The sequence below is a fragment of the Paenarthrobacter sp. NPDC089714 genome, from assembly GCF_044748905.1.
Taxonomy (GTDB): domain Bacteria; phylum Actinomycetota; class Actinomycetes; order Actinomycetales; family Micrococcaceae; genus Arthrobacter.
Genome location: NZ_JBIVGX010000001.1, coordinates 379,742 through 402,561 on the forward strand (window position 1 = coordinate 379,742; position 22,820 = coordinate 402,561).

General features: G+C 64.2%; 16 protein-coding genes. 11 read left to right on the forward strand and 5 right to left on the reverse strand.

The features are described from left to right. The first annotated feature begins 189 nt into the window (after positions 1-189). The 4 genes from ACIPY3_RS01730 to ACIPY3_RS01745 all read left to right on the forward strand — a co-directional run bounded on the left by ACIPY3_RS01730 (position 190) and on the right by ACIPY3_RS01745 (position 8,034). Positions 190-2,253, forward strand: coding sequence for an acyltransferase family protein (locus ACIPY3_RS01730; RefSeq protein ID WP_400329280.1), 2,064 nt, complete (start codon positions 190-192; stop codon positions 2,251-2,253). Between the two features lie 14 nt (positions 2,254-2,267). Then, positions 2,268-4,334 (forward strand): acyltransferase family protein, encoded by a 2,067-nt coding sequence (locus ACIPY3_RS01735; RefSeq protein WP_400329283.1) that lies wholly within the window; start codon positions 2,268-2,270, stop codon positions 4,332-4,334. Positions 4,335-4,547: 213 nt separating this feature from the next. Further along, on the forward strand, positions 4,548-6,059 hold the full coding sequence (gene guaB, locus ACIPY3_RS01740) for an IMP dehydrogenase (protein ID WP_400329286.1): 1,512 nt from the start codon (positions 4,548-4,550) through the stop codon (positions 6,057-6,059). Positions 6,060-6,150: 91 nt separating this feature from the next. Next, entirely contained in the window at positions 6,151-8,034 is a 1,884-nt protein-coding gene (locus ACIPY3_RS01745; protein WP_400329289.1) for an ABC transporter ATP-binding protein, read from the forward strand. On the opposite strand, the gene ACIPY3_RS01750 is transcribed toward ACIPY3_RS01745, so the two are convergent. Genes ACIPY3_RS01750 through ACIPY3_RS01760 form a run of 3 tightly spaced genes read right to left on the reverse strand, consistent with a single transcriptional unit; the run spans position 8,031 to position 10,265 of the window. Beyond that, positions 8,031-8,681, reverse strand: coding sequence for a hypothetical protein (locus tag ACIPY3_RS01750; RefSeq protein ID WP_400329291.1), 651 nt, complete (start codon positions 8,679-8,681; stop codon positions 8,031-8,033). The two genes, ACIPY3_RS01745 and ACIPY3_RS01750, sit on opposite strands and share 4 nt — an antisense overlap. Before the next feature lie 5 nt (positions 8,682-8,686). Continuing rightward, complete coding sequence (locus ACIPY3_RS01755; RefSeq protein WP_400329294.1) at positions 8,687-9,316, reverse strand: hypothetical protein; 630 nt, start codon at positions 9,314-9,316, stop codon at positions 8,687-8,689. A gap of 49 nt (positions 9,317-9,365) precedes the next feature. Beyond that, positions 9,366-10,265, reverse strand: coding sequence for a WXG100 family type VII secretion target (locus tag ACIPY3_RS01760; protein WP_400329297.1), 900 nt, complete (start codon positions 10,263-10,265; stop codon positions 9,366-9,368). A 182-nt stretch (positions 10,266-10,447) separates the two neighbouring features. On the opposite strand from ACIPY3_RS01760, the gene ACIPY3_RS01765 reads away from it, so the two are divergent. The 7 genes from ACIPY3_RS01765 to ACIPY3_RS01795 all read left to right on the forward strand — a co-directional run bounded on the left by ACIPY3_RS01765 (position 10,448) and on the right by ACIPY3_RS01795 (position 21,623). After that, complete coding sequence (locus ACIPY3_RS01765; RefSeq protein ID WP_397322005.1) at positions 10,448-11,584, forward strand: GuaB3 family IMP dehydrogenase-related protein; 1,137 nt, start codon at positions 10,448-10,450, stop codon at positions 11,582-11,584. Positions 11,585-11,753: 169 nt separating this feature from the next. Then, positions 11,754-13,508: a glycerol-3-phosphate dehydrogenase/oxidase gene (locus ACIPY3_RS01770; RefSeq protein ID WP_400329300.1), complete on the forward strand. Its 1,755-nt coding sequence runs from the start codon at positions 11,754-11,756 to the stop codon at positions 13,506-13,508. Positions 13,509-13,573: 65 nt separating this feature from the next. Beyond that, positions 13,574-14,062, forward strand: coding sequence for a PTS sugar transporter subunit IIA (locus ACIPY3_RS01775; RefSeq protein ID WP_400269639.1), 489 nt, complete (start codon positions 13,574-13,576; stop codon positions 14,060-14,062). A 50-nt stretch (positions 14,063-14,112) separates the two neighbouring features. Continuing rightward, positions 14,113-14,976, forward strand: coding sequence for an SURF1 family protein (locus tag ACIPY3_RS01780; RefSeq protein WP_400329303.1), 864 nt, complete (start codon positions 14,113-14,115; stop codon positions 14,974-14,976). After that, positions 14,973-15,473: a DUF3817 domain-containing protein gene (locus tag ACIPY3_RS01785; protein ID WP_400329305.1), complete on the forward strand. Its 501-nt coding sequence runs from the start codon at positions 14,973-14,975 to the stop codon at positions 15,471-15,473. The genes ACIPY3_RS01780 and ACIPY3_RS01785 overlap by 4 nt, the downstream gene beginning before the upstream one ends. A 110-nt stretch (positions 15,474-15,583) precedes the next feature. Next, positions 15,584-17,173, forward strand: coding sequence for a glutamine-hydrolyzing GMP synthase (gene guaA / locus ACIPY3_RS01790; RefSeq protein ID WP_400329307.1), 1,590 nt, complete (start codon positions 15,584-15,586; stop codon positions 17,171-17,173). Positions 17,174-17,321: 148 nt separating this feature from the next. Continuing rightward, positions 17,322-21,623: an AAA family ATPase gene (locus ACIPY3_RS01795; protein ID WP_400329310.1), complete on the forward strand. Its 4,302-nt coding sequence runs from the start codon at positions 17,322-17,324 to the stop codon at positions 21,621-21,623. Positions 21,624-21,636: 13 nt separating this feature from the next. On the opposite strand, the gene ACIPY3_RS01800 is transcribed toward ACIPY3_RS01795, so the two are convergent. Together ACIPY3_RS01800 and ACIPY3_RS01805 are read right to left on the reverse strand one after the other, a co-directional pair. Continuing rightward, positions 21,637-22,389 (reverse strand): RcpC/CpaB family pilus assembly protein, encoded by a 753-nt coding sequence (locus ACIPY3_RS01800; RefSeq protein ID WP_400329313.1) that lies wholly within the window; start codon positions 22,387-22,389, stop codon positions 21,637-21,639. A gap of 67 nt (positions 22,390-22,456) precedes the next feature. Beyond that, the gene (locus ACIPY3_RS01805) at positions 22,457-22,732 is read right to left on the reverse strand and encodes an FmdB family zinc ribbon protein (protein ID WP_400329315.1); all 276 of its coding nucleotides are present in this window, start codon (positions 22,730-22,732) and stop codon (positions 22,457-22,459) included. Between the last annotated feature and the right edge of the window lie 88 nt (positions 22,733-22,820).

Consider the following 22,820-nt stretch of genomic DNA (forward strand, 5'->3'; position numbering starts at 1 on the left):
CCCCTGTGAGGCCCGGAATCGGCTTGGAAGGGCACAGTCAGAACACAGGTTCAACTGTGCTGATCCATAGCGATGAATGAACTAATTGACCTCCGGAACCGGGTCTGTCCGGCCCACGTGACTGGGTCGCATGCGCGAAAACGCATATGATGGAACCTTTGTGAATGAGCCTTTGAGGAATCGCCTAACGTGACTGCACCAACGATCCAACAGCCCGCCCGTCCCGACAGGCGGGCCGCCGGACCCGTTGCAAAGTCCAAGTTCCGCCCGGAAATCCAAGGCCTTCGCTCCCTGGCTGTCCTCATGGTGGTCAGCTACCACATTTGGATCGGACGCGTGTCCGGCGGCGTGGACGTGTTCCTGCTGATCTCCGCATTCCTGATGACACTTCAGTTCACCGGACGTTATAAACAGCGGAGGTCCATGGACCTCATCCGGCACTGGCTCCACTTGTTCCGCCGTTTGCTCCCGGCCGTGGTGGTGGTCCTGCTCAGCACTCTCGCCGCAACGTTCGTTTTCCTTCCGCCCACACGGTGGGTGGAGGTTGTGAACCAGGCATGGGCATCCCTGTTCTACTTCGAGAACTGGTTGCTCCAGACCCTCGCAGTCAACTACTACGCAACCGACCACAGCCTTGCGAGCCCCGTCCAGCACTTCTGGTCGCTCTCCATCCAAGGCCAGGTCTTCATTTTGTGGCCTGTCATCTTCGCCACCATGGCGATCCTTTGCCGGAAGTTCAACCTCCGCTACCGTGCCTCCCTGGCCTACGTCTTCGCGATCATCTTCATCGCATCGCTGGCGTACTCCATCATTTTCACAGCCAACAACCAGGCTGTGGCCTACTTCGATACCTTCGCCCGGTTGTGGGAATTCGCCCTGGGAACGCTGGTTGCCCTCATACTTCCGGCCCTCAACTTCTCCAAGCCGGTCCGCGTGGTCATGGGTTGGGTTGGCGTGGTGGCCATGCTCAGTTGCGGGATCATTCTGCAGGTGCAGACGGCTTTCCCTGGCTTCGTTGCGCTGTGGCCCACGCTCGCTGCCGTCTGCGTGATCGCGGCCGGCCAAACCGGAAGCCGCTTCGGCGTGGACCGGATCCTCAGCTCCAAGTTCCTGGTCCGGTTGGGTGACAACTCCTACGCCCTCTACCTGTGGCACTGGCCCATCCTGGTCATTGCGTTGGCCTGGAGCGGAAAGGAACACGCGGGCTGGTTGTCAGGATCAGCGATCGTCGCTTTGGCCCTGGTCCTGGCGTTCCTGACCACCAAGTTCGTGGAGAAGCCCTTCCGTGAGTGGAAGTGGCCTGAAGTGAAGAAGTGGCGGGCCGCGGTTTCCATCGCTGCATGCCTGGCCATTGCCTGCACGCCGCTCCTGGGCTTCCAGTACAAGCAGTACCTTGACCAGAAGGCCGCCGAGACCCAGGCCTTCAACGACAACCCTGGCGCGCACGCCCTCCTTCCGGGCTACGTGGACTTGGTGGCCGACGGCGCGAAGACGCTTCCGACGGCGGAACAGCTGCCGGAAGACTGGGCGCACCTTGGAGACTCCTGTGAGGGAGATACCAAGCCGGATGACAAACTCCTGGCGGACAACTGCCAGACCAACGGTGTTGGCGACGACGCCGTCAAGAACATCGTGGTGCTGGGTGACTCCCACTCGCAGCAATGGCTGGCGGCGATCGGCCCCCTGGCCGAGGCTGAACATTGGAAGGTCACTGCACTCCTGCTGGGCGGTTGCCATTTCATGCCGCAGAATCCGGACGCCGAAGCGCAGTGCAACGACTTCAACGCCGCGGCCTTCAAGTACGTGGCCTCGAAGACGCCGGACGCTGTGTTCATGGTGGGAACCATGGCTTCGCCGTCGTCGCCGGACGAGAAGCTCGTCTATGGCTTTGACCAGACGGTGACCAACTTCAACGACCTGGGCATCCAGGTGGTGGCCATCCGTGACAACCCACGCTACGACTACAACGTCACCGAGTGCGCCCTGGCCAAGGGCGTGGACAGCTCGGAGTGCAAGTCGGACGAGCCGGACGTACTGGCCGCCGAAAGCCCGTTTGCCGCGGTGCAGGGGACCTTTGGCAACGCCGCGTTCCTGGATATGACCGACCTCCTGTGCGACGGCGTGACGTGCCCCAGCGTCATTGGAAACGTGTTCGTCTATCTGGACGATAACCATTTGTCCAAGACGTACGTCACCAGCATGGGGGACATGTTTGACGAGAGGTGGTTTGCCGCGACGGGGTGGACGCGATGATGGCTAAAGCAGCGATGGCTAAAGCCGTGATGGATAAGGCACAAAGAACGACGGCGGAACGCGCCTTCCGTCCGGAGGTCCAAGGCCTGCGTGCCTTGGCGGTGCTGATGGTGGCCGCCTACCACATCTGGCTCGGCCGGGTGTCCGGCGGTGTGGATGTGTTCCTGCTCATCTCGGCATTCCTGTTGACCCTGTCCTTCACCCGGAAGCTGGAGAGCCACAAGCCACTCCAACTCCTGAGGCACTGGCTGCACGTCTTCAAGCGGCTGCTGCCCGCCGTCGTCGTGGTTTTGCTTGCGGTCCTCACCGCTACCTGGACCTTTATTCCGCAAAGCCGTTGGCCTGACGTCCTCGCCGAGGCGTGGGCCTCCCTGCTGTACCGGCAGAACTGGCAGCTTGCTGAATCTGCGGTGGACTATTACGCCCAGGACCACTCCGGTGCCAGCCCGCTGCAGCACTTCTGGTCCCTGTCCGTCCAGGGCCAGGTGTTCATTCTTTGGCCGTTGGTCTTTGCCGGGGTAGCCCTCCTTCAGCCGTACCTGGCCAAACTGTTCCCGCGCAGCAAGGCCGTGGCCCACAGGCAGTTGCTGTTCATGGCCTTTGGGCTGATCTTCGTGGCGTCGCTCCTTTTCTCGATCGACCAAACGGCCACCAACCAGGAGATTGCGTACTTCGATACACGCACCCGGCTGTGGGAGTTCGCGCTGGGCTCCTTGCTGGCCCTGGCATTGCCCTACCTCAAGCCGGGGCGCCGGCTGCGGGTGTTCCTGGGCTGGGCCGGGCTGGCCGCCATGCTGTCCTGCGGGCTGATTCTGACTGTTGACCGCTCCTTCCCGGGCTTCGTCGCTTTGTGGCCTACGCTGGCCGCCGCTGCCGTGATCGTCGCCGGTCAGAGCGATAGCCGTTTTGGCGCGGATCGTTTCCTCAGCTCGAGGCCGCTGGTCCTGGTAGGCGACAACTCCTACGCCCTTTACCTGTGGCACTGGCCGGTCCTGGTGTTCTTCCTCCTGGTCACCGAAACCGCCCCGCCCAACATCCTCCAGGGCCTGGCCATCATGGCGGTTTCCATGGTGCTGGCCGTTGCCACCACCCGTTACGTGGAACGTCCGATGCGCCGCTGGGAGTGGCCGAACGTGCGGTCCTGGCGTGCCGCCGTCGTGATTGCTTCCTGCGGTGCGCTGCTCGCCTTGCCGGTCACCGTCTGGCAGGGTGCCATTTCTTCGGAGAGCGCTGCCATTGCCGACCAGCCCATGGAGCTGACTCCCGGCGCTGCCGCGCTGGCGCCGCAAAATGCAGGCCAACCGACACCGGACGCCAAGATCATCCCCGCCCCGGCAGCCATGAAGGACGAATGGGCGGATATTGATGGATTGTGCACCGGGGACAATGTGCCGTCCGATCCCTTGTTGGAGGGTTGCCTCCAGAACGACGAGCCGGAGGTGGTCACCAAGAAGATCGTCGTCCTGGGCGACTCGCATGCACAGCAGTACATGGCTGCCCTGGGACCCATTGCCAAGGCGCACGGTTGGGAAGTGGTCACCCTCCTGAAGGGCAGTTGCCGCTTCGGGGCGGAGTCGGACGAACGGACCGACGAATGCAACGCGTTCAACAAAGCCAGCGCCGCCTACGTCATGGAACACAAACCGGACGCGGTGTTCACCGTGGCCTCGCTGACCCACGTGACAGCGCCGTTCGAGACGGAGGTGCCCGGGTATTTGGACGGTATCAAACCGTTCACGGATGCCGGGATTGACGTGGTTGGAGTCCGCGACAATCCACGCTTCAGTATCAACATGCCCGAGTGCGTCCAGAAAAAGGGCCCGGATTCCCCAGATTGCAACGCCCCGCTGGAAGAGTCGCTGGCCGCGTCCTCGCCACTGGATGACTACGTGGGCAAGGTGGACCGGCTCTTCCTGATGGACATGAGCGACTTCATTTGCGAGCAGGGAACATGTCCTGCCGTGGTGGGGAACGTCTACGTCTATAAGGACGACAACCACCTCACCAAGACCTACGTGCAGAGCATGATTCCCATGTTCGAGGAGCGGCTGCTGGCGGCGACTGGCTGGTCAGCCAGCTAGCCCCACCAGCCGCTTGCGCACCAGGTGAAGCACGACGGCGGCCTGCCGCCAGTGCTGTTGCTCACACTCGGCCGCCACGGAATATGGCGACGGGCGCTGAGGTTCTAGTATTTATCCAACACTTCTGCACAGGCCAGTCCCGTAATGACGGGCTGGTCATCAGTTGCAACCCCTACCAGTTCCAGTCCCCAAACCCAGGTAAGAGGCGCACTCATGACCCAGCCCGAACACGATCCTTTTGGCTTCATTGGCCTGACCTACGACGACGTCCTGCTGCTTCCCGGACACACCGACGTCATTCCCTCCGACGCTGACACCTCCTCCCGCCTGTCCCGGCGCATCTCCGTCCAGACGCCGCTGCTCTCCGCAGCCATGGACACCGTGACCGAGTCTCGCATGGCCATTGCCATGGCACGCCAAGGTGGCCTCGGGGTAGTCCACCGCAACCTGTCCATCGACGACCAGGCCGAGCATGTGGACCGCGTGAAGCGCAGCGAGTCCGGCATGATCACCAACCCGCTGACCATCAATCCCGAAGCGACGTTGCAGGAGCTCGACGAACTGTGCTCCCGTTACCGCGTTTCCGGCCTCCCGGTGGTGGATCCCGAAGGCCGCCTCTTGGGCATCGTCACCAACCGCGACACCCGTTTCATTCCGGAGTCCGAGTTCCCGACCCGCCGCGTCAGCGATGCCATGACCAAGATGCCCCTGGTCACCGGCCACGTGGGCATCAGCCGGGAAGAGGCTTCCCACAAGCTGGCCACCAACAAGATCGAGAAGCTCCCGTTGGTGGACGACCAGGGCCGCCTCAAGGGCCTGATCACCACCAAGGACTTCACCAAGGCTGAGCAGTACCCGCTCGCCACCAAGGACGACGAGGGCCGCCTGCGCGTAGGCGCTGCCATCGGCTTCTTCGGCGACGGCTGGGAGCGCGCCATGAAGCTCATCGACGCCGGGGTGGACGCGTTGTTCGTGGACACGGCCAACGGCCACTCGCAGGGCGTGCTGGACATGATCTCCCGCCTGAAGTCGGATCCCGTTGCCGCGCACGTGGACATCATCGGCGGCCAGGCAGCCACCCGTGAAGGTGCCCAGGCCCTCATTGACGCAGGCGCCGACGGCATCAAGGTAGGCGTGGGCCCCGGTTCCATCTGCACCACGCGCGTGGTGGCCGGTGTGGGCGTTCCCCAGATCACGGCCATCTACGAGTCCGCCAAGGCTGCGATTCCGGCCGGCGTGCCGCTGATCGCCGACGGCGGCCTGCAGTACTCGGGCGATATCGGCAAGGCCCTCGTAGCCGGTGCCGACACCGTAATGCTCGGCTCCCTGCTCGCCGGTTGTGAGGAGTCCCCGGGCGACCTCATCTTCGTCAACGGCAAGCAGTTCAAGAGCTACCGCGGTATGGGTTCCTTGGGCGCCATGCAGTCCCGAGGCAAGAACACGTCCTACTCCAAGGACCGCTACTTCCAGGCCGACGTCTCCGGTGACGACAAGCTGATCCCCGAAGGCATCGAAGGCCGCGTGGCCTACCGTGGCCCGCTGGCATCGGTTGCCTACCAGCTCGTCGGCGGCCTCCGACAGACCATGTTCTACACGGGCGCACCCACAGTTCCCGAACTCAAGGCCCGCGGCAAGTTCGTCCGCATCACGCCGGCCGGCCTGAAGGAATCGCACCCGCACGACATCCAGATGACCGTCGAAGCGCCGAACTACAACTCCCGCTGACACACCCAAGGTTCCCCGTGGATTGTCCACGGGGAACCTTTGTTTTCGGGCCCACCCCACCGGCGCACGGGAGTGGGCATAGGCTGTGCACATGTCTGCGATACCCCCGGGGCCACGGCACCCGGAATCCGTCCGGGTGACCAAGACGCCGCCCCGCAAGCTGGCCTTGCGCCCGTACGCACGCGCCGTCGGACAGGTCTTGAAAGTGAGTTTCAAGGCCTCGCCGGCAGCGGTCATCATGAAGGTTGTCGGCTCGCTGATCTCGGCCACCTTGCCGCTGGTCACGACCTATTTCGCCGCGCTCACCACCACTGCTCTGGCGGCAGGTTACGCGGGAGACCCCGACGCCGGTCCGCGGGCAGTTCTGTACGTTGTCATCACCGCGGCGCTGGGGTTGTTCTGGGGCGGGTTCAGCAGCGTAGACCGCTATATCCAGCAGCTCATGAGCTTCCGCGTGGGCGCGATCGTGGGGGACCTGATGTACCAGAGGTTCCTCGCGCTGGAGTTCTGGCGTTACGACGACAAGGAAACCGTAGACCTCTACGACCGTGCCAAGCGCTTCTCCGATTCCTACGCCCGGGTGCTGGACCGCATAGCCGCCATCTTCACGCAGCTCGTCTCGGTCATCCTGGCCATCGGAGCCCTGGTGTTGGTCAGCTGGTGGATCGCCGTGATTGTCCTGGTGGCGATCGTTCCCAGCGTCTACCTGCAGTTCAAGCTCTCCCGCGAGCAGATTGCCCACTGGAATACCCAGGTTGATTCGCGTCGCCAGCGCAGGATGATCGAGCAGAACCTGCTCCGCCCGCAGCACATCGCAGAGATGCGGCTCTACGGGATTGTGAATTACCTGATGGATCTCCGTTCCCGGCTGCGCGATGCGGACGAACGACGCCGGCTCGATTTCCAGAGGCGCTACATCCCCAAGCAGTTGGCCGCCGACGCACTGCAGTATGGCGCAGAAGTTGTCTCGTTGGTCTGGGTGGTGGGCCAGATCATCGCCCGGGCCCAACCAGTGGGGCAATTCCTGTACGTCCAGCAGATCGTGAGCCGTGCCCTGTCCACGGCCAACAACCTGGTCTCTTCCCTCAGCTCCATCGACGAGGATCTGGCCAACCTCAAGGACTACGAGCTGTTCATGGCGCTCCCGGTCTCCAGCGGACACGAGCCGCCGTTGACCCGGTCCCCGCAGACGGTGGAGATGCAGGATATCCGCTTCAGCTACACGGGCAGCGACATCGAAGTCATCAAGGGCATCTCCCTGACCATCAAAGCCGGCCAGCACATAGCGATCGTGGGGGAGAACGGAGCCGGTAAGTCCACCTTGATCCGTATCCTGGCCGGGCTCTACCGGCCGGATTCCGGCCGTGTACTGCTCGACGGCGTGGACCTCGCCCATGTTGATGTGGCCAGCTGGCACCGGCACCTGGCTGTCCTGAGCCAGGAGTTCCTCAAATACGAGTTCGCCACTGCGGCCGAGAACATCTACCTTGGCGATGTCGAACAGCCTCGGGACGAGCAACGCGTCCGGCGCGCGGCCTCGGATGCGGAGGCGATGGACTTCATCAGTAAATTGCCCAACGGTCTGGAGAACCACGTCAGCAACTGGATGGAGGACCCGCGTGGCCGGAAGGGCAGCGGATTGTCCGGCGGCCAGTGGCAGCGCCTGGCCATGGCCCGGAACTTCTACCGCGATGCGTCCTTCATGGTCATGGACGAGCCCACCTCGGCCATCGACGCCTTGGCCGAACACCGGATCTTCACCCGGCTGTTCGCCGACCGGAGCAGCACCATCATCGCCATCAGCCACCGGCTGGCAACCATCGAGAAGGCAGACGTCGTGTACATGCTGGAAGACGGGCGGATTGCCGAGCAGGGGACACACAAGGAACTGGTTGCCCTACGCGGACGCTACTTCCGGATGTTCGAGTCCCAGCTCACCGTGGATGAGACCAGCCGGCAGGATCCCGCGGCTTAGAGCGGACCGTATCCAGCGTTGCCGTAGGGATCGCGCCAGGTCACGAGGTCCTGTTCCAGGAGCGCCCGGAAACGGGGATCAGTTGCTGCCTTGCGACGAAGGGATTCGCGTGAACGCCCCATGATGGTGGCCGGGACAATGATGGCGCCCACCAGAAGGCAGACGACGAACGCCAGCACCATGGCCAACGTCAGCAAAACCCCGGGATCCTGCCACGTGGATGGTTTGGCCGTGAAGGCAAACAGCCCAATGAAGACGATCAGGATGAACGCCACGAAGGACAGCGCGCCCCGCAGGTTCCCGGGCCCACGATTGACAAGCGCCCGGTCTGTCCGCGGCAAGCGGTCCCGCACCCTGGCGTAGAAGACGCCGCAGAGCACTGCAAGTGCTGCGCCCGGAAGGCTGAGGGAGGGAAGCAGCACGAACGTGCCGAGTCGAACGGCCAGGAGGACGCCCATCAGCACCAGGACTGTGCCGATCCCCACTCCGGCAGCCCAGGCACCCATGTAGGAGCCCCGTGCCCCGGCGATTTCGCGCAGTCGTGAGCGCGCACCCGCGGGGGTGACCGCTGCGAGTTCCGGGGAAAGCCAGTAGTCCAGCGGACGGTCAGAAGGGGAGAGGGGAGACGGGCCTGTTTGGTAGCTCACCCGGGTTATCGCTCCAGCCCTGCGCGGATCAGGGAGTCGAGCTGCCCGCGCTCAAGCGCCGACGATTTGAGGTTCTCGCCTTCCCCTGTCGCGATGGACAAGGCACCGTCTGCTTCCGCTTTGACGTGGACCGCGCGGGAGGTACCGTCAATGAAATGCTGGCGGGTTGTGGCGGCGGCGGGGAATCCGTCCGGCGCCTGGCTCAGGTAGTAGTCGGCCATTTGCACGGCCGTGGTGATCATGCCTTCTGTGCCCGTGATGGGGTGGAGTTCGTGGACGCCGTACTTGCTCAGGTTGAGCAGCAGGGCGCCCTGCTCGGCGCCGAACATGAACGAGACGTGCTCCGACGAAGGCGTCACCAAGGCTGTTTCCAGCCACGAGGTGGAATCCGCCAGGACAGCCGTCACCGTCGCGGCCGGCCCCACCGGCAAGAGTGCGTCGTTTTCGATCTTCATCAAGCCACGCTCCAGCAGCGTGGAGACACCGGCCTGTTCCAACGGCGACCCGGCGGCGTGGTCGAGGCGGAACAGGGTTTGGCACCTCAGCGCGCCGTCGGTGCCGGCCAGCGCAATCAGGGCAATGAGCTCATGTTCGGTGATGAGCAACGCCTGGGTTTCTTCGGTCTGGGTGGTCATTTCTGCCCTCTCGTGAGCGATTCTCTGTCCAGTCTAGGAAATGGGCGGTTCAGGTGAGCCATCCCCAGACCTTCTTCGCACCGTCGGCTATGGATTCCCCCACGTCCTTGGCGCCTTCCCAGACATGCTTGGCGCCGTCAGCCACCATGGAAGAAGCGGAGTCGTAACCCAGGTGCGTGGCCAGGAGGCCGAGGCCGCCCCACGCGATGCCGGCAACTGCGCAGGCAGGGCCGATCACAGGTACAAAGCTACCTACGGCCAAGGCCGCGGAGATCCCGCCATCTACGGCCATTCCGGGATGTCCCGTTTGGATCCCTTGGTAGACCTGCAACCCACCGGTGACGATGCCCAGTGCTCCGGAAAGCCGGCCCAGCATCGACGTGCCGTTGAGCAGTTGTGTCCCCTTGACGTATCCGGCACCGGCGGCCTGACCGTATTGGGCACCCAGCCAAGGCCACCTCGTCAGTTCCGTGACCAATCCGCCTTTGGCCATCTGGGCAAGGATGTTGTCTGCAAACAGGCCGCCGGCGGTCACCAGCCCGTTTCCTGCCCACCATGCCTCGCTGCCGGTGACGCCGAACAATCCTTCGAGACCAGTGACAGGAGTTGGCTGGTTTCCGCTTCCGCCGGGGACCGGCGGAAGAGCCGGTCCATTTGGCCCATAACCGGAGGCACCGCCCGGGGTGCTTGCCTTGTCTTGTTCATCGGCCTGGGTGCGGAGGGTCTTGGATGCGTCATCCAACGACCGTGCCGTTTTGTGCAGGAGGGGCCGCAGGGTGCTGCTCCATTCGCGGCGGAACCGGTCTCCGTCGGTTCCCTTCCAGGCAACGCTGGAGATCAGCCCGCTGATCTGGAGTTCCTGGTTCTGGAGCCGGCTGCCGGCCTGTCCCATTTGTTTGGATAATGAGCGGAGCTGTTCAATGTCGGCTCCGTAGAATCCAGGCGCCATGGGTCCCCCCTTGCATGGTGTGGTTGTGTTTTCGCAGGCTATCGGATAGTTCCCGGACTCTGCCATGGGCAGCCCTGCCCATGTGGAGGGGCCGTTCCGGTGGGTTCGTTGGCGCGCTTTGTGAAGTGCTCCCCTTGATGGCCGAACCGGCGTTCCGGGAGCGGTCCAGTAAAGTAAGAGCCGTGACTTATGAGATTGAGATTGGCCGTGGCAAGCGTGGGCGTCGTGCCTACTCCCTGGATGACATCGCGATCGTCCCGAACCGCCGGACGCGCGACCCGAAGGATGTCTCGGTCTCGTGGCAGATCGACGCCTACAAGTTCGATACGCCGGTGATCGGCGCTCCCATGGACTCCGTGATGTCTCCTGAAACCGCGATTGCCCTGGGACGCCTGGGTGGCCTCGGTGTCCTGGACCTCGAAGGCCTCTGGACCCGTTACGAAAACCCGCAGAAGGTCCTCGACGAGATCGCCGGCCTGGCCGACGAGACCAGCAGCCCGGCCGTCACCCGCCGGATGCAGGACCTCTACCAGGCCCCGGTCCAGCCGGAACTCATCAGCTCCCGCCTGGCCGAGATCCGCGCCGCCGGAGTCACCGTGGCCGGCTCCCTGACCCCGCAGCGTACCCAGGAACACTACAAGACCGTGGTGGCTGCCGGCGTCGATATCTTTGTGATCCGCGGTACCACCGTCTCCGCCGAGCATGTCTCCAAGAACCACGAGCCGCTCAACCTGAAGCAGTTCATCTACGAACTGGATGTTCCCGTCATCGTTGGCGGTGCGGCCGGTTACACGCCTGCCCTCCACTTGATGCGCACCGGCGCGGCCGGCGTCCTCGTCGGCTTCGGTGGCGGTGCCACCACCACCACCCGCCGTGCACTGGGCATCCATTCGCCCATGGCTTCCGCCATCTCCGACGTCGCTGCCGCCCGCCGCGACTACATGGATGAGTCCGGCGGACGCTACGTGCACGTCATCGCCGACGGCGGCATGGGCAGTTCCGGCGACATCGTCAAGGCCATCGCCATGGGCGCAGACGCCGTCATGCTCGGCAGCGCGCTGGCACGCGCCGAGGAAGCCCCCGGCCGTGGCTGGCACTGGGGCCCCGAAGCCCACCACCTCGAGTCCCCGCGCGGCGACCGCGTCAACGTTGGCACGGTCGGGCCGCTTGAGGAAGTGCTGTTTGGGCCGGGCCACCACACGGATGGAACGTCCAACCTGATCGGTGCCCTGCGCCGGTCGATGGCCACCACAGGCTACTCCGACCTCAAGGAGTTCCAGCGCGTGGACGTAGTGGTTTCGCCCTACGCCGGCAACTAATACCGCGGTATCAGCAGCCCCCGCCGGGTCCGGAGCAATCCGGACCCGGCGGGGGTTTCGCTTTGCTTCCGACGGCGCTTCGCCGTCCTGCCGGGCGGGCACTGCCCACGACGGCGGCCAGCAAGTAGGGTAGGGGGACTACCAGCAATTGCGTTTGAGGAGGAGTCCGATGAGCAATGTCGCAGGCGGCCCACAGGTGAATCCCTCCGGAGCCCTGAGCCCGGAGTCCCGTGCCGCTTCCATCGAAGCCTTGAAAGCCACAGCGGAATCGGGCAAGGAACTCGACATCCTGATTGTCGGCGGTGGCGTGGTGGGTGCGGGGGCGGCGCTTGACGCCGTGACGCGTGGACTCACGGTGGGCATCGTCGAAGCCCGTGACTGGGCCTCGGGAACCTCGTCGCGTTCCTCCAAGCTCATTCACGGCGGCCTGCGCTACCTGGAGATGCTGGACTTCGCGTTGGTCCAGGAAGCCCTCCAGGAACGCGGCCTCCTGATCCAGACCATTGCTCCGCACCTGGTGCGCCCAGTGCCTTTCCTGTACCCGCTGACCCGCAGGGTGTGGGAGCGGCCCTACGTTGGCGCCGGCATCATGCTGTACGACACCCTCGGCGTCACCTCCGGCCACAGCCGCGGCGTGCCGATGCACAAGCACCTGTCCAAGCGTGGCACCTTGCGGGCGGCTCCCAGCCTCAAGGACGACGCCTTCGTGGGTTCCATCCGCTACTACGACGCCCAGGTGGACGATGCGCGCCTGGTGGTTAATGTGGTCAGGACCGCTGCGCACTACGGCGCCTACGCCGCGAACCGGGTCCGCGTGGTGGATTTCCTCCGCGAAGGCGAACGCGTGGTGGGAGCCAAGCTGGAGAACCAGGAAGACGGCACCGTCTTCGAAGTCCGTGCCAAGCAGGTTGTCAACGCCACGGGCGTCTGGACTGACGAGACACAAGCGATGGTCACCGACAGGGGCCAGTTGAAAGTACGGGCGTCCAAGGGTATTCACCTGGTGGTCCCGCGGGACAGGTTCCAATCCACCGTGGGACTGATCCTTCGCACGGAGAAGTCGGTGCTCTTCGTCATACCCTGGGGCCGCCACTGGATCATTGGCACCACGGACACCGACTGGAAGTTGGACAAGGCGCACCCGGCGGCGTCCAGCAAGGACATTGACTACGTCCTGGAACACGTCAACCGCGTCCTCAAGCGTCCGCTGACCCGGGAAGATGTGGAAGGCGTCTACGCGGGCCTCCGGCCGCTGCTCGCCGGCGACAACGACTCCACCGCCAAGCTGTCCCGCGAACACGTGGTGGCACACCCGGTCCCCGGGCTCGTGGTGGTGGCTGGCGGCAAGTACACAACGTACAGGGTCATGGCCAAGGATGCAGTGGACGAGGCAACCCGGGCCATGGACGAGCGCGTTCCCTCCAGTTGCACCGAGACCATTCCGCTGCTCGGTGCTGAGGGCTTCAAAGCGGCGTGGAACCGTCGCGCCCGCTCGGCCGACGAGGCCGGAGTCCACGTGGCCAGGGTGGAGCACCTGCTCAACCGTTATGGGTCCATGGCGTCGGAAGTGTTGGGACTGATCGCCCGCCAACCCGGGCTGGGAGAACCGCTGCCGGGCGCGGACGATTACCTGGCAGCCGAGGTGGTTTACGCCACGACGCACGAGGGCGCACGTCATGTTCACGACGTTTTGACGCGCAGGACGCGGATTTCCATCGAAGCGTGGGACCGGGGTGTGTCCGCCGTGCCCGTAGTGGCTAAGCTGATGGGAGAAATCCTCGGCTGGAGCGAAACCCAGCGCGAAAGCGAAATCAAGCACTATCTGGCGCGGGTAGAGGCCGAACGGCTGAGCCAGGAGCAACCCGACGACGAGTCGGCAGATGCCGCGCGCATGGGAGTCGATGACATCGTTCCCCTTCGCTGACGCGCGTCGGGAACCATGAAGCCGGGGAGCTGCGGCCGGAAGGCCACACTGGAGGGAAACACGACTTGGCCGAACCACTTGACCGGTATGACGCGGAACTGACCACGCCGGACACCGTCATTCTTGAACTTGTTGCTGCAGACAAGAGTGATGCCGCGGCCCAACTTGCGGAAAGGCTCTACGCCGCCGGCCGGATCTCCAACCTGGAAGGGTTCCTGGAGACCGTCAATTCGCGCGAACACCAGTTGGCCACCGGCTTGCCGGGCGGCATCGGGCTCCCGCATGCACGCAGCGAGTACGTCGACCGGATCTCCATCGCCGTGGGCGTCACCAAGTTCGGGCATTCCCTCGACTTCGGCGCCAGCGATGGCCCGGCCACTGTGGTCCTGTTGATCGCGACCCCCGCAAGCTCCTTCTCCGACCATCTGGAAGTCCTGGCCACCCTGGCCCGGTCCCTGTCCAAGGAGTCCTTCCGCGAATCGCTCCGCCGTGCGCACGATCCCGAGGTCATCTCCGAGCTCATCAACTCAAGCCTGGTGTTCTTCGACCACTAAAGGCACAACCCGTTTCGTTGTTCTACAGCCGGACGAAGTACGGTTAAGGGGTGTTGAAAACTGCGTTGAAACCCCGTTGGATCGCAGGACTGGTCTTTGCGCTCCTGCTGTCCGGGGTGTTCGTGCTGCTCAGCCAGTGGCAGCTGAGCCGCTCGACGCAGCACGAACCGCCGGAGCCGTCCAGCGTGGAGGATGTCAAGCCGTTGGTGGACGTCGTCAAGCCGGGACAATTCTTCCCCGGCTCGGTCCAGGACCAGATGGTCAGCGCTACGGGACACTACGACGCCGGTAAGCAGGTTCTGGTCGAAGGCAGGCTCTTCGACAACCACAAGGGCTACTGGATCGTCTCGGCGTTCGCAGTGGACAACGCTCCCAAGCTCAGCGGCGTCGCAGCGTCGCCCCAGACCTGGATTCCGGTAGCCCGCGGTTGGGTGGCCGATCCCGCCCAAGCCGACCAGCCGCCGTCGGGCACTGTGACGGTGACCGGCCGCCTGCTGCCGTCTGAAGCGCCGGTGCCAAATGTCGACGCCGGTCCAGGCCGTGCGTCCGCTGTCGCCGTTGCGGAACTCATCAACGACTGGGGAGTGTCCAGCTACCCCGGATTCGTTGCCGCAACCTCCCAAACCACGGACGCGGGACCCGTAGCTGCCAACGACGCCGTCAAAGCACTGAACATTCCTGCCCAACCCCCGGCCCAACAGGTCAATTGGCTCAACCTGTTCTACTCCGTGGAGTGGGTGGTCTTCGCAGGATTCGCCCTGTACATCTGGTGGCGGATGGTGGCGGACGACTATCGCCGTAGCCTCGAAGGCGATGACGACGAGTACGAGGACGAGCCGGATGACCATCCAGCTCCGGAACAACAAGCAACTGAGCCGAACAACAGTGAGCCAGAACAAAAGGTGCAACCATGATTGAGCCCAAACCGGCCATCCAGCCCGAACAGTCCGGACCCAAGCCCAAGAAGCGGCGGTTCGGCGGAACGGAAGCCCAGATCCGTTCGGCGTTGAAGTTCTACAAGGTCATGGCCTACCTCACCGGTGCCATGCTGCTCCTCCTGTGCGCTGAACTGATCGCCCGTTACGGCTTTGGGGTGTCCCTCTTCGCCGGCGGAACCGACGCCGTGACCGGACAGCCGTTCGGCTTCGGGTTCGCCGAGTCGGAGCCCAAGGGAGTGATCGGCGGATTCAACATTTCCACCACGGTCCTGATCGTCCACGGCTGGATGTATGTGGTGTACCTGATCTCCAACTTCCGCTTGTGGTCACTCCTGCGCTGGCCGTTCTCCAAGCTGATTCTCCTGGCGGCAGGTGGCGTTGTTCCGCTCATGTCCTTCATCGTGGAAAAGAAGTTCCACGCACAGGTTGAGGCCGAGCTCGCTGCTAATCCGCAGGCCTCCAAGCGCTACTAGGCTCCTCCGCGCCCCGACGCATGTGAGATGCCTTACGGACGCCCCGGATTTGCCCTCTTCAAGGCCGCCCCGGTGTGCACCGGGGCGGCCCGGCAAAGTAGTCTTGTTTGGTGACTACTCCCACCGCACCCCAGACTTCCCAGAAGCCGGTGCTGGTTGTTGACTACGGTGCCCAGTACGCGCAGCTGATTGCCCGCCGCGTCCGCGAAGCGAATGTGTATTCGGAGATTGTTCCGCACACGTTCACCACCGAGCAGCTTCTGGCCAAGAACCCGGCAGCCATCATCCTGTCCGGCGGACCCTCCAGTGTCTACGCCGAAGGAGCTCCGAACGTCGGAGCGGACCTTTTCGAGGCCGGAGTGCCCGTCTTCGGCATTTGCTACGGCTTCCAGGCCATGGCGAACGCCCTGGGTGGCAAGGTTGCCCAGACCGGCCTGCGGGAGTACGGCGCAACTGAGGCCCTCCTTGTTGGCGACGCACGTTCCATCCTTGACGGCGTTCCGGCGTCCCAGAACACCTGGATGAGCCACGGTGACTCCGTCCATGAGGCACCCGAGGGCTTCGAGGTGCTGGCAACGACTGCCGGAGCTCCAGTGGCCGCCTTCGCCAATGAGGAGAAGCGCCTTTACGGTGTGCAGTGGCACCCTGAAGTGAAGCACTCCGTCCTTGGCCAGCATGTCCTCGAGAACTTCCTGTTCAAGGGCGCCGGCCTGACCCCTAACTGGACTACCGGGAACATCCTTGAGGAGCAGGTGGAGCGCATCCGCCAGCAAATCGGCGACTCCAAGGTTATTTGTGGCCTCTCCGGTGGCGTTGACTCGGCCGTAGCAGCAGCACTCGTTCAGCGTGCCGTGGGGGACCAGCTGACCTGTGTGTTCGTGGACCACGGACTTCTTCGTGAAGGCGAAGCCGAGCAGGTGGAGCGCGACTTCGTGGCCGCCACCGGCGTCAACCTCTACGTTGCCAACGAGCAAGAGCGCTTCCAGTCCGCTCTGGCAGGGGTCAGTGATCCCGAGACCAAGCGCAAGATCATCGGCCGGGAATTCATCCGCGCCTTCGAGGAGGCGGAGCGGGCCATCATCGCCCAGGCCGCTGCCGAAGGCGAAAAGATCAAGTTCCTGGTCCAGGGCACGCTTTACCCGGACGTCGTCGAGTCCGGCGGCGGCGAGGGTGCAGCGAACATCAAGAGCCACCACAACGTGGGCGGGCTCCCCGAGGACCTGCAGTTCGAACTCGTGGAGCCGCTGCGCGCGCTCTTCAAGGATGAGGTTCGCGCTGTTGGCGCCCAGCTGGGCCTGCCGCAGGAAATCGTCGGCCGCCAGCCCTTCCCTGGCCCCGGCCTGGGCATCCGCATCGTGGGGGAAGTGACCAAGGAGCGGCTGGACCTGCTGCGGAAGGCTGACGCCATTGCCCGTGCGGAACTGACCGCCGCCGGCCTGGACAACGACGTGTGGCAGATGCCGGTAGTGCTGTTGGCGGATGTCCGAAGCGTCGGCGTGCAGGGTGATGGCCGTACTTACGGCCACCCGATCGTGCTGCGTCCCGTGTCCTCCGAGGACGCCATGACGGCCGACTGGTCCCGCCTGCCCTATGACCTCCTGGCCCGGATCTCCAACCGGATCACCAACGAGGTGGACGGTGTGAACCGCGTGGTGCTGGACGTGACCAGCAAGCCGCCGGGAACCATCGAGTGGGAATAGCAGTGTGAATGGCCGGTCTCCTTCGGGAGGCCGGCCATTGTGCTGCCCGCCTGGACCTTGCTTTGCTGGACTGTGAAATGACGGCGAATTTTGCCATGTCCAGTGTTGCGGAGCGGGCTCCGGGCGTATTCCCGCTACCCTCGAAAGTATGCCGGTATGGTCCAAGGCGTCTAAAGCTAGTTCAGAAAAGAAGGCAGAAGTTGTGTCATTAGGTCAAGGCCACGAAGAGGACTCCGAAGAGCTCCGGAAATGGCTGTCTGGACTTAAGCCCGTTACCGGGGCGGACACCATGCTTCGCTTCGTCAAGACGCCGGAAGGCGCAATCGACCTCAGCACGGCGCATCCGTCCGGCCTGGCACAGTTGCTCGCAGGACGCCGAACACGCTTGTCCACGCTGATCCGGGACCGCCAGCAATACCTGGTTGCTGCCCGTGCGGCGCGCAATATCCGTTCCAAGATCTTTGAACTCGGCAACGACCGTGGCATCGAGGCGGGCTACCTTTCTGCTGGAACCGTGGTGTGGACTTCCGCCGTTGGAGGCAAACCGCAGCGCGTTTCGGCGCCCGTCATGCTGACCGCCATCACGTTGACCGTCCGTCCTGGAGAGGACGACTTCGAGCTGCAATTGACCGAACAGGCCCGGATGAACCCCGCCTTGGTTCGGCACCTCAAGACTGTCCATGGCATTGTGTTCGACGTCAACGCGGTAGCACGGATGGCGTACAACACCGCGCGGCTGGACCCGCAGCCGGTCCTCGACCGCCTCGCCACGCTGGTACAACCGATCCATGGTGCGGACGTTGAGTTCAACCTGCTGGTAACCACGCTTGCCGACCTCTCCGGCAACCTCGACGATCCTTGGATCAACATGAACAACCCCACCGTGGCCGCATTGGCTACGGCGGCCAATGGCGGCGACGTGGAGCCCGAGCCGATCAAGGCCGGTCGTTTCCCCAGCCTGGACGAGCGCGATCCCGCCGACGAACTCCTGCTCCTGGACGCCGACACCGACCAGCAGTACGTGGTGGATGCTGTCCGCGCCGGCGATTCCCTGGTGGTCAGCACGCCTCCCGGCAGCGGACAAACGCAGACAGCCATTAACGCGGTTGGTGCGTTGGTGGCTGAGGGCAAGTCCGTCCTGGTGGTGGGGGAGCGCCAGTCGAGCCTCGCAGCCCTCTCTGCGCATCTTGACACCCTGGGGCTCGAATCGATGCTTTTCCGCCCCGGCAACGGCACTACGCCGCAACAGCTGAAGGGTCAGCTGGTCCGGGCCATCATGCGGAACGAGAAAGCCCTGGAACCCCAGCTGGGCAACCTCCACGAGACCTTGACGGGGCACCGCCATGCCCTGACGGACCATGTGGCTTCGCTGCACAACGTGCGTGAACGGTGGGGCTGCTCGCCGTACCAGGCCATGCAGTCCCTCGCCGAGCTGACGTCCATCCACCCGGCCCCGTCCACCACCGTGAGGCTCAAGCGCAGCGTCCTGGACAACATCAAGGACCGCGAGGAACTGGCCGGCCGCCTGCGCCGCGCTGCGGAACTGGGCAGCTTCAGCAAGGCATCCACGTCCAGCCCTTGGTACGGTGCTCGACTGGTCACGCGCAAAGAGACCGAGGAAGCGCAACAGCTTGCCCGGCTGGCCGAGGAGAAGCTTCCTGTCCTTCGCGACCGGATGAAGCAGTTGGCCGACCATGCCGAGATCCGGCTCGGGGAGACGTTCACCGAGTGGGGTACCCAACTCGAGCTGCTGATTGCCGTGCGTGAGAGCCTGGACAAGTTCACCCCGGACATTTTCGACCGTCCCGTCCATGACCTCATCTCCGCTACGGCGAGCTCTTCCTGGCGCCGCGAACGCAACCTTGAGATGCCGTCCATGCAGCGTTCCCGTTTGCGCCGGGTAGCCAAGGAATACGTGCGACCAGGTGTCCACATCGCAGATCTCCATAGCTCGCTGGTCCTTGTCCAGGAGCAGCGCGCGTTGTGGGCCGGCTACGCCACCACCCAGCGGCATCCCGCCGTGCCTTCCGGCCTTGCCGACCTTGGGGCGCTTTACCGCGAACTCGACGGCGAGTTGCAGCGTCTTGGCGAGGCCCTCCAGCACACCTCCGACGGCGGCTCCCTGCACGGAAGTCCCTACACGGAGCTCATGGAACGGCTGGAACGGCTTGTGGCCGATACCGCCACCTTGGAAACCCTTCCTGAACGCACCCTCCTGATTGAGCAGATGCGTGAGCATGGACTGGGCGAATTGCTGACCGACCTTGCCGCGCGTGAAGTCCCTGCCGCATCCGTCGCGGCCGAGCTTGACCTCGCGTGGTGGCAGTCTGCGCTGGAAGCCATGATCAGCGGCGATGACTACCTTGCCATGTCCGACGGCGATTCGCTGCGGCAGCTTGAGGCCGAATTCCGCTTGGCCGATCAGGCGCATATTGCCAGTGGTGCCGCACGCCTGCGGTGGCAGCTGGCCAGCCGGTGGCGCCAAGGAATCGTGGAACACCCGCGCCAGGCAGAACTGCTCCGCGCGCTGCTCAAGGATGGCCGGGTGACACTCCCGGCATTGAGCGCCCAGGCACCCGACCTGGTGCCGCTGCTGGTCCCGGTGTGGTCGGTCAGCCCGTACCTGCTGACGGGGGTGCTTCCCGCTGAGCAGAAGTTCGATGCCGTGGTGATCATCGATGCCGAGTCGACGTCCCTCCAGGCAGTGCTCCCGGCCATCGCCCGTGCCCGCCAGGTCATTGCCTTTGGCGACGCGAAGATCGCCAACGCCCGAACCTTCAGCGTGGCAGTCGAGCCTCCAGTGGCCGGAGTTGCCAGCCACGAACCCGTGGACAGTGCCTTCACCGCCTTGGCGAGGGTCCTGCCGACGTGGCAACTGAACTGGGTGTACCGGGCCGTGGACGAGGACCTGGTCCTCCAGCTCAGCAAGAACTATTACGACGGCGGGTTGCGGCGCCTCCCGGACGGCAGCTCCGTGACGGGCCTGGACCGTTCCATCCTGGTGGAGTACATCCCGGACGGTACCGGACTTCCCGGGGCGGACCATGAGGGTGTGGAATCCGTGACGGCGGAGGTCAACCGCGTGGTGGACCTTGTCTTCGAGCACGCCCGCCTGCGTCCCCGCACGTCCTTGGCCGTGGTTACAGCGAGCCTGCGGCATGCGGCCCGCATCGGTGAAGCGATCAGGCTCCAGTTGCCCAACCATCCGTTGCTCTCTGCTTTCTTTGGTGCGGGACCGGAGTCCTTCCGTGTCGTGGACCTGGAGCGAGCCCAGGGACTGGTGCGGGACCACGTGATCTTCTCCCTGGGATATGGCCGCACGCCGCATGGACGCGCCCTGCATTCCTTCGGGCCCTTGTCCGTTGAAGGCGGACGCAACCGCTTCGCCCTGGCCATGACCCGAGCCCGCCGGTCCCTGCACGTGCTGAGCTGCTTCCGTCCTGAAGACCTGGACCTGGACCGCTTGTCGCACGGGGCCGTGGACTTCTATGAGTTGCTGGACCGGGAGCTGTCCGGGAACAGCAACCTGGGCACGCCGGCATCCCGCGCCGTGGCCAGTGAGCAGGCCCTCGGCGAGGATCCGCTGGTGGCCGATCTTGGAGACCGCCTGCGGGCGCGGGGAGCGCGGGTATGGCACCTCTATGATGGAGTGCTGGACATCGCTGCCGCGGCCGATCCTGTGCACACGATCGGCCGGGAAGGCGCCGAGGTTCCCACCCCGGTGGCCATTGAATCCGACGGCACCGAGCGTTACCGGCGGATGAGCGTCCGGGAACGCAGCAGGTTGCGCCCCCAACTGCTGGAGCGGATGGGCTGGCGGTACATGTCCCTGTGGACCATCGAGGTGTTCACTGATCCCTCTTCCTGCGCTGACCGTATTGGTTCCTACTTGGGCCTTGAGAACCACGTGCCGCAAGCAACCTCCGTCCCGCACCATGGTTTCCTGGACATGGACGTCGAACAATTGGAAATGGGCAGCGTCCACGGTTTCGTGGCGCCCCCGTCCGCGGTCGGGTCTCGGGACCGCGCGGACAACACGGAACGTGAAGTTGTGAAAGAAGAGCCAGTGAGCACTGAGGAACCTGCCGTGGAGCCTGCACAGAAGGACGGGCAGCCCGAGGAAATGGGCCAGGAAGCACTGTCGAACGCTTCCGACGGTTCCGAAGACCCGGCCTCCGTCGACCAGGAGTCGGGTAAGGCCAACGAGACCCGTGAGGCGAACGAGTCCCGTGAAGCGAACGAGTCCCGTGAAGCGAACGAGTCCCACGAGGGCTCGGAGTCCGGAAAGAGCGCGGAGGCTGAAGACTCGAAGTCCGCAGCTGTGAAGCCCGCTTCCACGGGAATCCTGCCCAACAAGGCCTCGGAGGACGACCCCCGCCGGTGGGGCGACGAGTCCGGCTACGACCACGATCAGTGGCTGAAGGAGCAGCGGCCGCCTCACTGGGGCTGATCCCGGACGCTGATCAAGAGGTATTGATGAGCACGAAGAAGAGCTTGCCTTGCGTGGATGCGCCGGCAAGCTTTTCTGCTTGCTGAGGGTCTGCCGCTACCACAACCAGGCCGTCGGTATCGCTTGTTCCAAGCCAGGGCCCTGCCTTCCCGCCTTGGCCCGACGTCCAGAGCACGGGGACGGGGCCAGCGAGAGTCTGGTTCTGGCGGGATCCTTCGTAGGAGTCAGCAGGGGTCAGCACCACGTTGACGAGTTGTCCGGGGGAGAGCAACTGAATGGACGAGGGATCGGCCATGCGCAAGGGAACTGCTGCGGATCCTTCGGGCGCCCCTATGAGAAGGCCCGGACCCAGGAGATTCGCTTCGGTAGGAATTTGTCCCTTGGCCAAGGGCGAAGACAACTGGCGTCCGGCCAGCGATGCGGGGTCGCCAATGGCCCCCGAAATTGCCATGTCCTGTGGGACACCCATGCTGATGAAGTCTCCTTGGCTGAGACTTGTCCCCGCGGACAGGTCCCGGGCGGCCACCACAATGCTGATGCGGTGCTCAGTGGCGGGAGTGAGCTGCTGGACGGCGATGCCGGCCGCCACGCACAGCAGAAGGGCTACAAGCAGCCGGCGGTGACGGGCAAGGCGGGAAAGGAACAGCAGCCGGGGGAGGCTGCCAGACGCGGGCACTGACGGACGCCCGGACGTGTAGCGCGTGCGGACTCCGCCATGTGCATGGCGCGTTCGGGCAAAGCGAGGAGAGGACGGTGAGTGTGGCATGACGCCACGCTAACCACCGTCACCGGCCGTCAGGCAGTGGCCCGCAGCCCTATGTGGATAAGTGGGTCTAGCTCGCGGCAGCGGCGGGCGCCGGCGTGGCGGCCGGTGCAGATGCCGGCGCCGGTGCAGCCGAAGGTGCAGCAGAAACGGTGCTACTGCCCTTGGAATCGCGGGAATCCGTGCGGTAGAAGCCGGAGCCCTTGAAGACAACACCGACGCTGTTGAACTTCTTGCGCAGGGCGCCCTGGCATTCCGGGCACTCCGTCAGCGAACTGTCCGAAAACGACTGGACGATGTCAAAGGCATGGTCACAGTCTTTGCAGGCGTATGCGTATGTGGGCACTGAATTCCTCCTCAGGACAAACGTCAGGTCCTGTGCAGCCTCGGGCGAAGGGATCTCCGCCTTAGCAGTCGCAGGGCCTGAGTGCCAA